The following is a 9,717-nucleotide window of genomic DNA, read 5'->3' as shown; positions in this document are numbered from 1 at the left end:
ACATCTTTACCATAGGTTTGGTTTATTTTTTTTACTTCTGGCATTGCTTTGATACAATCCGAACACCATGAAGCCCAAATTTCTATAAATATGGTCTTTCCTTCATGTTTTTTTACTACTTCTTGAAAAGTAATTGGCTGATCATTTGTTGTTTTTAAAACATAATCAAGACTTTCTTTTTTAAAAGTAGTTTCTTCTTTTTGTGCACATCCTAAAGTGCTGATTAGCATCGTTGCTAAAACAAATATTTTTTTCATAGCTTATTTTTTTAATTCCGAATAAGGCTTTTTAATTATTTTTTTGAATTCATTACTATTGAATTTATTTTCATTGATGCCGTAATAGTATTTGAATTCGTTACCATTCCATAAATATTTCACCCCTGGTGTGTCTTTTCCTGAACCTAATTCGGTCCAAAACGGAATCACATCAATCATTTTGTATGGAAATTTCGTTCCTGCGAATTCAAAAAAGGTTGGAATTTTCTCTGGTTCTTCATTCATGAAAATCACATAAATAGGAGGGAAGTTCTTATCTTTTTTACGCATTTCGTTCAATTCTTTTGCGGTATCCATACAATGGTCGCAACCCGGCACAAAGTAGCACAGAATCTTTTTATCAGTATCAATACCCGGAAAATATTTTTCATAACCCGATTTTACTTTTTTAGGAGCGTCTTCGGCTTTCTTTTCTTCTGCTTTTTTAATAGTATCCTTTGTGATTTCTGCTTTTGGTTCTTCAATAGTTAATAAACCACTAGAATCAACTACAACTCCTAAATTGTCTTGAATTTCAGAAGTTGGTTCGTCCATAACTTCTGCAACTGGTCGAATAGTTGCTACCATAAAAAGCGCTAAAATACAGCCTAAAGCAACCGATTTCAACAACCAAAAATTCGATTTTCCATCAGCAGGTAGTATTTTGAATAACCAAATTAACAATCCAATCGCAATGATATTTTTGATAATAGCCTCAACAGGTGTCATTGGAATTAATTCTCCAAAACAACCACAATTTCCTGCATTTCCACTAACGAAAGTTGTGTAACTTAAGTGAATTGTGAAAACCGCTAACAATAAAATCGTAGCTGGAATTGTGATTTTTTTTAAGTAATCTTTCAATAAAATAGCAATTCCAAGTGCGAATTCAATTCCGATTAAAATTCTCGAGAAATAAGGCGCAAAACCTTCTGAAAATCCTAATGGATACAATTGTTTTACTTCAAAAGTGGAAATCGCAAAATAAGGCGATGGATACAATTTAGCTACAGCCGAAACAATAAATAAGGCAGAAATAATTAGGCGTAAAATCCAAGATATGTTTTTCGAGTTCATAGTATGTTTAAATTACAAATAGCAAATCATAAATTACAAATAAGGACCAAATTTTAAAACTTCAAATCCAAAATTCTATACTTTGTATTTTTCGATTATAGAAGAAAATATCAATTTTAATTCTTTCCCTTCTTTTATTAGTTGTTCTGTTTCGGATTTTAATTCAGGGTTTATTCTGTTTAAAATGTTTAACCAATAAACTGCTTCTTTACTTTCTTTTCTAGAAATTTTCAATCTAAAAACAAAATCTTTTTTACTCAATGATTCATTGGCTTCGATGTAATTTGCTCCAATTGAACCTGATGCTCTAACTAATTGTTTTGAATCTTCGATGTTTGAAATTGACTTGGGTAATTTACCGATGTAAATTCTGCAAGCTATTGCAAATTCTAGTGTTCTATCTTCCAAATCGTATTTTTTTTCACTCATTTAGATTTTTTTGAATTTAAAAAATTGAAATTTTAGATTTATTTGTTTTTTGTTATTTGCTTTTTGGGATTTATAATGGCTAAAATACAACATTCAAAAAAAGGAAGCTGTTAACGACTTGTTATTTATTTTCCATTAAAATCAAAGCGAAAACCGAATAGTTAATCATGTCTTGGTAATTGGCGTCAATTCCTTCCGAAACTAATGTTTTACCTTTGTTGTCTTCGATTTGCTTCACACGAAGTAACTTTTGAATGATTAAATCGGTTAACGAACTGATTCGCATATCGCGCCAAGCTTCGCCATAATCATGATTTTTGTTTTCCATTAAGGCTTTGGTTTCAGCTATTTTTTCATCGTATAATCTAACGGCTTCATCAGCTGACATATCAGGTTGACTAGCAACTCCTTTTTCCATTTGAATCAATGCCATCGCACAATAATTGATAATTCCGATGAATTCTGATGCTTCCCCTTCATCCACTTTACGCACTTCGTTTTCTTGTAAACTGCGAATTCGTTGCGCTTTAATAAAAATTTGATCGGTTAAAGAAGGTAAACGTAAAACACGCCATGCGGTTCCGTAATCGTGTGCTTTTTTTGAAAATAAATCGCGACAAACCGCTATAACTTTATCATATTGTTGAGAAGTATTCGACATTATTTGCTTTATATTTGTGTGAGAATTTTCAAAAGTAAAAAAATAAGAACAAAGAATACAGTTTCTGAACAAAGATTTTGATGTTTTTTATTCTCTGAACACTTAAAACTGAACACTGAACACTTATGATTAATTGCAACGGAAATTTAATCGATTTATCAACTCCAAAGGTCATGGGGATTTTAAATGTGACGCCTAATTCGTTTTACGATGGTGGCAAGCACAAAGAAATCAATTCGATTATTCATCAAGTAGATAAAATGCTGTCGGAAGGTGCTGATTTTATTGATATTGGTGCCTATTCGAGTAAGCCAAGTGCCGAATTTGTCTCGGAAGAAGAAGAAATCAAACGTTTGGTTCCGATTGTGAAATCATTGGTTGAAACGTTTCCTAATATTATTTTATCGGTAGATACATTTCGAGCTCAAGTTGCGAAAGCTTCGGTAGAACATGGAGTTGCGATGGTAAATGACATTGCAGCAGGTTTGTTAGATGATAAAATGTTGGAAACCGTTGCCGAATTGAAAGTGCCATACATCATGATGCACATGCGAGGCAATCCGCAAACGATGCAAAGTCTAACCGATTACAACGACATTGTAAAAGAAATGATTTTCTATTTTTCGGAGCGTATTCAAAAGGCGAGAAGCTTCGGAATTTCGGATATTGTGATTGATCCTGGATTTGGTTTTGCCAAAACATTGGAACAGAATTACGAAGTGTTGCATAAAATGGAGTTGTTCGAAATGTTAGAATTGCCAATATTAGTAGGAGTTTCCAGAAAATCGATGATTTATAAAGTTTTAGAGAGTTCGCCACAAGAAGCTTTGAATGGAACTTCGGTTTTGAATACAATCGCTTTACAAAAAGGAGCTAAAATTCTCCGAGTTCATGATGTAAAAGAAGCAGTGGAGTGTATAAAATTAGTCAGTAAATTAAAATAAAGAATGAAGAAATTAGTTGCTATTGTTGCCTTGATAGGCTTGTTTTCTTGTAATGATGAAGAAGTGTTGTTACCTCAAGAAAATGTTTCGGTTATGAAAGAAATGACAGACCATTCTCCCGTTTATATGTTCTTTAAAACCAAAGAAAATCCCGATGACAAAGAAAAATTAGATACGATTGTTGAAGTAAATCGCAAAAATTCTATTGCATCAACGAATTGGGTTTTCAATATCGACAAACGTTTGCCTTTGAAATTAGTCATCCCAGAAGTGATGAATTTACAAGACAAAAAGAAATGCAGTTCGCATTCGAAAGAAGGAACTATGAACGTTTTTACGTATTCGGATAGCGTGGCTAAGAATTTGGCTTTTTTTCCTTTTACTGATGTAGAGTTTAAATACAGAAAACATTTTTCTAAGTTTTTCATTAAAAAACACGCCGAACATTACAGAAACTTCCACAATTTCACTGTGAATTTCAATAAAGACAATAAAATTACAGTTGACGGAAACGATGTTTCAAGAGAAGAATTTATCGATTTTATCAAAGAATTTGCAGATTTTACAAGTGATGGAAAAATCACGATGCTACATTTGAATTTCGATAATCGCTTAACGTATGACCAATACATTCAAAATAAGATTTTAGCATGGAAAGCAACGAATGATGAAATTCAATTGTCTTCTTTTGAATTTGTATATGATGAGAAGAAATTGCCGGAATGTGGGTGTAAGTTGTAAGCTGGGAGATGGAAGTACGAAGTTTTTAATTGAGAAAAAAACTAATTATGAATATCAAGAAACTTTTTTCTTTTTCTAAAAAAGCAAAAATTTTTAATTTGTTTGATAAAGCAATTGAAACAAAGAGTAGTGAAATCCTTTTAAAAGCTTTGCATTTTGTATTTAAGGAACAAATTGACTTAGATTATGTAAATTATTTTATGCGATTATTACCTGAAGCATGGCATGAAGAACATGAAGAAATAATTAATTTAATTTGGTTACATAATCTTAATGACGATGTTTTTTCAGATGTTTTATATTTAATAGCTGTTAATCCTGAAACATATAGAAAATATGACGATGAAAATGAATCTATACTAAGAAAATGTATACATGTACTTAGGGAAATAAATTCAGAAAAATCAAATCTGTACATTGAAAAATTAAAAAGCCTTAATAATCCTAATGTATATTTTGCATTAGAAAATTATAATTAGCATTTCTTTAGGTCTTATTTTATTATAGATTTTTAGTAATTCCTAACTTCCGCTTACTGATGATGATACGGTTCATTTCTTAAAATCGTAAAGCCTCTATAAATTTGTTCAATTACGAACAAGCGCACCATTTGATGAGAAAACGTCATTTCGGATAAGGAAACTTTACCTTGTGCTTTTTGGTATACCGTTTCACTAAATCCGTATGGACCACCGATTACGAATACTAAGGTTTTAATTCCAGCATTCATTTTCTTTTGTAAAAAGTCGGAGAATCCTACGCTACTGAACGTTTTTCCGTTTTCGTCAAGTAGAATTAAATGGTCGGTTGGTGTGATTTTGGATAATATCAATTCGCCTTCCTTTTCTTTTTGTTGGGCTTCGGATAAATTCTTTACGTTTTTGATGTCGGGAATGATTTCCAAATCAAATTTCACGTAAAACGACAAACGCTTGGTGTAATCATCAATCAAGGTTTGTAGCGCTTTATTATCTGTTTTTCCGATAGTTAAAAGACGAATGTTCATGTGGTTTGTATTTGTGAAATGAAAAATCACTCTTTTTAGGAGTGATTTTCGATATTAGTTAATTTCTTCCGTTTGCTTCTCTTTGAAATCAATTTCGCAAGCGTAAGAAAATAGTTTTTCTTTTTTAATGATATCTGCAGTTCCTTTTGGTAGTAACTCTTCCCAACCAGCTTCTCCTCTGCAGATCATTTTTAATACATGTCTTGAAAATATATCCAAGTTCTTTTCGTCAAAATCTTTAATATCAATAACTTTTCCATTGAATTTGAAGAACTTATACAATTCTTTCATTCTTGGATGTACTTTTAAGTTTTCTGAAGTGATGATATTACCACTTTCATCTTTCATCGGGTACAAGTACACCTTTAAATCGCGATAGAATAATTTTCCAAAAGCCTCTAATATTCCACCTGATAAATGGCGGTAATATTTTTCATCGAAGATCTCGACTAAGTTATTTACTCCCATAGCTAATCCCATACGAGCTTTAGAATAATTAGAGAAATATTCTACTACTTTAAAGTATTCTTGGAAGTTGGAAATCATTACTGTTTGTCCTAATTTACAAAGTAGTTCGGCACGGTCTAAGAAATCGCGTTCATCAATTTCGCCTTCCGCTTTTAAGTTAGAAAGGGTGATTTCAAAAACTACAAAAGTATTTTCTTTATCTACTTTATTTTCTTGAATGAACATTTCATACGAACGCTCATACATGTCCATATTAACTTTAGTAACCGGTCTGAAACTTCCTCTTAAAGCCAAAATGTTCTTCTTATATAAAACAGCAGCTGGTAAAATGTTTTTTCCATCTGGACCAAACATTACGGCATCGGTCATTCCATTTTTCACTAATTGTAAACTCATCAAACGATTATCAACATCAGCAAAACGAGGACCAGAGAAGTTAATCGTATCAATTTCTAATTGGTCTTTATCTAAGTGGTCGTATAAGTAACGCAGTAATTTTTTCGGGTCATTATATTTGTAAAAAGCACCGTAAATTAAGTTCACTCCTAAAATTCCCAGTGTTTCTTGCTGAAGTTTAGCATCATTTTCTTTAAAACGAATGTGAAGTATAATTTCATTGTATGCTTCATCAGGCTCTACTTGATAAACAATTCCAACCCATCCATGTCCTTTGTATTGCTTTGCAAAATCGATTGTAGCTACAGTATTAGCATAACTAAAAAACAATTTATTTGGATGTTTGTCTCTGCTTAAACGTTGTTCCACCAAATTGATTTCATGAGTAAGCATTTTTTTTAAGCGACTTTCTGTTACATAACGTCCGTCAACTTCCTCACCATAAATAGCATCGCTAAAATCTTTATCGTAAGCCGACATGGCCTTTGCAATTGTTCCAGAAGAAGCACCAGCTCTAAAAAAGTTTCTAACCGTCTCTTGACCCGCCCCAATTTCAGCAAATGTCCCATAAATATTTTCATTAAGATTAATTCTCAATGCCTTATCTTTAATGGAAGGGATTTGCTCTATCTGTTTATCACCACGAACTTTAATATCTGTAACCATACTTTTCATCTGAAAAATTTATTTTGGGGGCAAATGTGAATAATTTAAGCCTATGCAAAGTTAATCATTTTATAAAAACAACCATAATTATTGTTATTTTTGTGAAAAACATAATTGTGAAAGTTTATTTTCTTGGAACAGGTACATCTCAAGGCATTCCAGTAATTGGAAGCCATCATTCTGTTTGTTTGAGTGCGGATGAAAAAGACAAGCGATTGCGGGTATCCGTTTGGGTTGAAACAGAAAAAGTTTCTCTTGTTATCGATTGTGGTCCCGATTTTAGGCAACAAATGCTAAATTCGAAATGCGAAAAAATAGAGGCACTGTTATTTACTCACGAGCATTCTGATCATACAGCCGGATTAGATGATATTCGTCCGTTTTTCTTTAAGCAAGGTGCTATTCCTATTTACGCCCATCAACGCGTTTTAAAAAACCTTGAAAAAAGATTTGATTATATTTTTGAAACTGAAAACAAGTATCCAGGAGCACCATCAATTATTGAAAATGAAGTGGTAAATAATCAGCCTTTTACGGTGAATAACGAAACAATTGTTCCTGTTAATGCTTTTCACGGTTCGTTACAAGTTTTTGGATACCGCATCCAAGATTTTGTGTATTTAACGGATGTAAAAACTATCGAAGCCTGTGAAATTGTCAAAATAAAAGATTGTAAAGTATTGGTAGTAAATTGTTTAAGAGAAGAACCACATGCAACACATTTTAATTTAGAAGAAGTGTTACATTTTATATCTTTGGTGCGTCCAAAAACAACTTATTTAACACACATTAGTCATTTGTTTGGTTTTCATGAAGAAATTCAGAAGAAATTGCCAGAAAATGTGTTTGTAGCTTATGATAATTTAGAAATTAATATTTAAGATTTATGAAGAACGTAATTTTGTATGCTTTGATTTTTTCGTTATTGTTTAATGTGTTTCAATACGTAAATGCAACAAAAATATTAGACGCTAAAGATAAAGAAGTACTGAAAGTAAAAGCAAATTTAAAAACCTCAAGAGATTCAGTAGCTTCATTAGCCAATGCTAATTATTTTGCATTAGAAAGTGATGAAGATGCGCAAGAATACTTTTATTCTAATAATTTAGATTATCAGAAAGTAGCAGTTAAAGTCAAAGAAGATTTAATTGCTTTAAATGAAAGTGCTAATGGAAATCCATTAGTACCGTATGAACCAATTGACGGAAAGCCTTTTTTAGTTAATTCGTCAAAAGTTTTAAATCATAGATGGATAATAGCTGAATTTTCTAATGGAGATTTATGGGGTCAAATTTTAATAAAATACTTTGTTTCTGAAACAAAACCAACAGACTTTGAAACTGTAGAAACGGTTTTATACGAAAGACAAACAAAAGAATAAATAAATTACAACGCATGGCAACTACAACAGCGAAAACTCAATTAGAATGTTATTTTGATGAATTCAGAAAGGATATAATTGGAATCAATCAAACATTTCAATCGCCATTTGGGGAAAAGAGAATTATTTATACCGATTGGACGGCGAGCGGAAGATTATATCGCCCGATTGAAGAAAAGTTGATGAATGAATTTGGACCATTCGTTGCCAATACACATACCGAAACTTCTGTGACCGGAACCGCGATGACAATAGCATATCATGAAGCGCGTCATATCATTAAGAAACATGTAAACGCTAGTGAAAATGATATTCTAATTACCGATGGAACAGGTATGACAGGTGTTGTAAATAAGTTTCAACGTATTTTAGGACTTCGTATTCCCGAAAATTTGAAAGAGTTTACAGCAATTCCAGATGCGATAAGACCTATTGTTTTTATTTCGCACATGGAACACCATTCGAATCAAACTTCTTGGTTGGAAACAATTGCAGATGTGGTTATTATTCCAGCAGATGAAAATGGGTTGTTTAGCATAGAAAATCTAAAAATATTATTAGAAAAATACCAAGACAGAAGTTTTAAAATTGCTTCTATTACATCTTGTTCAAATGTTACAGGAATTAAAACGCCATATCACGAAGTAGCAAAATTAATGCATCAAAACAATGGGGTTTGTTTTGCTGATTTCGCTTGTTCAGGTCCTTATGTAAATATCAACATGCATCCGGAAGATACAGAAAGTTATTTGGATGCGATTTTCTTCTCACCACATAAGTTTTTAGGTGGTCCTGGGACTTCGGGAGTTTTAATTTTTAATAAAAACTTATACAAAAATAACGTCCCTGATTGTCCAGGGGGTGGAACTGTAAGCTGGACTAATCCTTGGGGTGAACACAAATACATAGATAACATCGAAGATAGAGAAGATGGTGGAACTCCAGGGTTCTTACAAGTGATGAAAACTGCTTTGGCAATTCAGTTGAAAGACAAAATGGGAGTTCAAAATATTTTAGACAGAGAACATGAATTAATCGATTATGTATTTCAAAAATTAGGCAATATTGATAATCTTCATATTCTTGCAAATCAACAACAAGACAGATTAGGGGTTATTTCTTTTTATATTGATGATTTACATTATAATTTAGGAGTAAAACTATTAAATGATAAATTCGGAATTCAAACACGTGGTGGTTGTAGTTGTGCGGGTACTTACGGACATTATTTATTGCACGTTGACCAAGAAACATCGCACAATTTAGTTTGTAAAATTACATCAGGCGATTTAATTCAAAAACCAGGATGGATTCGTATGTCAATTCATCCAACAACTACAACGGAAGAAATTGAATTTGTTTGCGAAAACATTAAAGCTTTAGCTGCCAATCACAAAGAATGGAGTGAGGACTATGAATACAATCCAAGAACTAATGAATTTACCCATATAAATGCCAAAGGAGAAATTAAAAAAATGGTTCACAATTGGTTTCAATTATAAAGAAAAAGCTCAGTATTTACTGAGCTTTTTCTTTAATATGTTTCCATCTTTTATGCGTCCACAAGTAAAATTCGGGAGCTTCGTAGATTTGTTCTTCTACTAATTTCAAGAATTTATCGGTAATCTCATAATTTGGAACTGATTTAGCGTCTTCAGAAAGTATCTCAAAACTTGCTTCGTAATAGCCTC

Annotated in this window: 13 protein-coding genes; 6 read left to right on the top strand and 7 right to left on the bottom strand. The window is 32.2% G+C overall.

All coding sequences use genetic code 11. The annotated features are described in order from the left end of the window. The 4 genes from B4I81_RS09145 to B4I81_RS09130 form a co-directional block, all read right to left on the bottom strand. On the bottom strand, positions 1-257 hold a 257-nt coding region (locus B4I81_RS09145; protein ID WP_291109888.1), incomplete at its 3' end, for a TlpA family protein disulfide reductase. Between the two features lie 3 nt (positions 258-260). Beyond that, positions 261-1,334 carry a MauE/DoxX family redox-associated membrane protein gene (locus tag B4I81_RS09140; RefSeq protein ID WP_291109885.1) on the bottom strand — a complete coding sequence of 358 codons (1,074 nt, stop codon included), beginning with the start codon at positions 1,332-1,334 and terminating at the stop codon, positions 261-263. A gap of 75 nt (positions 1,335-1,409) precedes the next feature. Beyond that, positions 1,410-1,763 carry a four helix bundle protein gene (locus tag B4I81_RS09135; RefSeq protein WP_291109883.1) on the bottom strand — a complete coding sequence of 118 codons (354 nt, stop codon included), beginning with the start codon at positions 1,761-1,763 and terminating at the stop codon, positions 1,410-1,412. A 121-nt stretch (positions 1,764-1,884) separates the two neighbouring features. Then, complete coding sequence (locus B4I81_RS09130; RefSeq protein ID WP_291109881.1) at positions 1,885-2,424, bottom strand: DUF1599 domain-containing protein; 540 nt, start codon at positions 2,422-2,424, stop codon at positions 1,885-1,887. A 125-nt stretch (positions 2,425-2,549) separates the two neighbouring features. On the opposite strand from B4I81_RS09130, the gene folP reads away from it, so the two are divergent. The 3 genes from folP to B4I81_RS09115 are packed head-to-tail and all read left to right on the top strand — an operon-like array spanning position 2,550 to position 4,588. Then, positions 2,550-3,368, top strand: a complete 819-nt coding sequence (gene folP, locus B4I81_RS09125) for a dihydropteroate synthase (RefSeq protein ID WP_291109878.1) — start codon at positions 2,550-2,552, stop codon at positions 3,366-3,368. 3 nt (positions 3,369-3,371) lie between these two features. Next, the gene (locus tag B4I81_RS09120; protein ID WP_291109876.1) at positions 3,372-4,109 is read left to right on the top strand and encodes a hypothetical protein; all 738 of its coding nucleotides are present in this window, start codon (positions 3,372-3,374) and stop codon (positions 4,107-4,109) included. A gap of 47 nt (positions 4,110-4,156) precedes the next feature. Further along, entirely contained in the window at positions 4,157-4,588 is a 432-nt protein-coding gene (locus B4I81_RS09115) for a hypothetical protein (RefSeq protein WP_291109874.1), read from the top strand. A 53-nt stretch (positions 4,589-4,641) separates the two neighbouring features. Here the strand turns inward: B4I81_RS09115 and rlmH are convergent, their stop codons facing one another. Together rlmH and B4I81_RS09105 are read right to left on the bottom strand one after the other, a co-directional pair. Continuing rightward, entirely contained in the window at positions 4,642-5,115 is a 474-nt protein-coding gene (gene rlmH / locus B4I81_RS09110) for a 23S rRNA (pseudouridine(1915)-N(3))-methyltransferase RlmH (protein ID WP_291109871.1), read from the bottom strand. Between the two features lie 54 nt (positions 5,116-5,169). Next, positions 5,170-6,645: a TonB-dependent receptor gene (locus B4I81_RS09105; protein ID WP_291109930.1), complete on the bottom strand. Its 1,476-nt coding sequence runs from the start codon at positions 6,643-6,645 to the stop codon at positions 5,170-5,172. A gap of 116 nt (positions 6,646-6,761) precedes the next feature. Here B4I81_RS09105 and B4I81_RS09100 point away from each other — a divergent pair, with 116 nt between their 5' ends. Genes B4I81_RS09100 through B4I81_RS09090 form a run of 3 tightly spaced genes read left to right on the top strand, consistent with a single transcriptional unit; the run spans position 6,762 to position 9,528 of the window. After that, positions 6,762-7,526, top strand: a complete 765-nt coding sequence (locus B4I81_RS09100) for an MBL fold metallo-hydrolase (RefSeq protein WP_291109869.1) — start codon at positions 6,762-6,764, stop codon at positions 7,524-7,526. A 5-nt stretch (positions 7,527-7,531) separates the two neighbouring features. Then, a complete protein-coding gene (locus B4I81_RS09095; RefSeq protein ID WP_291109867.1) occupies positions 7,532-8,026 on the top strand; it encodes a hydrolase in 495 nt (164 codons plus the stop codon). Positions 8,027-8,040: 14 nt separating this feature from the next. Then, positions 8,041-9,528 carry an aminotransferase class V-fold PLP-dependent enzyme gene (locus tag B4I81_RS09090; RefSeq protein ID WP_291109865.1) on the top strand — a complete coding sequence of 496 codons (1,488 nt, stop codon included), beginning with the start codon at positions 8,041-8,043 and terminating at the stop codon, positions 9,526-9,528. Positions 9,529-9,544: 16 nt separating this feature from the next. Here the strand turns inward: B4I81_RS09090 and B4I81_RS11840 are convergent, their stop codons facing one another. Continuing rightward, the gene (locus B4I81_RS11840) at positions 9,545-9,652 is read right to left on the bottom strand and encodes a hypothetical protein (RefSeq protein ID WP_349678572.1); all 108 of its coding nucleotides are present in this window, start codon (positions 9,650-9,652) and stop codon (positions 9,545-9,547) included. Positions 9,653-9,717: the final 65 nt, after the last annotated feature.

Origin of the sequence: Flavobacterium sp. UBA6195 (genome assembly GCF_002422095.1) — a bacterium.
GTDB lineage: Bacteria > Bacteroidota > Bacteroidia > Flavobacteriales > Flavobacteriaceae > Flavobacterium.
This window is presented reverse-complemented; position numbering and strand designations above follow the sequence as displayed.

Coding starts and splice junctions, on each gene's coding strand:
- B4I81_RS09105 (WP_291109930.1), bottom strand. CDS start 6,645: ATGGTTACAGATATTAAAGTTCGTGGTGATAAACAGATAGAGCAAATC.
- B4I81_RS09120 (WP_291109876.1), top strand. CDS start 3,372: ATGAAGAAATTAGTTGCTATTGTTGCCTTGATAGGCTTGTTTTCTTGT.
- B4I81_RS09130 (WP_291109881.1), bottom strand. CDS start 2,424: ATGTCGAATACTTCTCAACAATATGATAAAGTTATAGCGGTTTGTCGC.
- folP (WP_291109878.1), top strand. CDS start 2,550: ATGATTAATTGCAACGGAAATTTAATCGATTTATCAACTCCAAAGGTC.
- B4I81_RS09090 (WP_291109865.1), top strand. CDS start 8,041: ATGGCAACTACAACAGCGAAAACTCAATTAGAATGTTATTTTGATGAA.
- B4I81_RS09140 (WP_291109885.1), bottom strand. CDS start 1,334: ATGAACTCGAAAAACATATCTTGGATTTTACGCCTAATTATTTCTGCC.
- B4I81_RS09115 (WP_291109874.1), top strand. CDS start 4,157: ATGAATATCAAGAAACTTTTTTCTTTTTCTAAAAAAGCAAAAATTTTT.
- B4I81_RS09095 (WP_291109867.1), top strand. CDS start 7,532: ATGAAGAACGTAATTTTGTATGCTTTGATTTTTTCGTTATTGTTTAAT.
- rlmH (WP_291109871.1), bottom strand. CDS start 5,115: ATGAACATTCGTCTTTTAACTATCGGAAAAACAGATAATAAAGCGCTA.
- B4I81_RS09135 (WP_291109883.1), bottom strand. CDS start 1,763: ATGAGTGAAAAAAAATACGATTTGGAAGATAGAACACTAGAATTTGCA.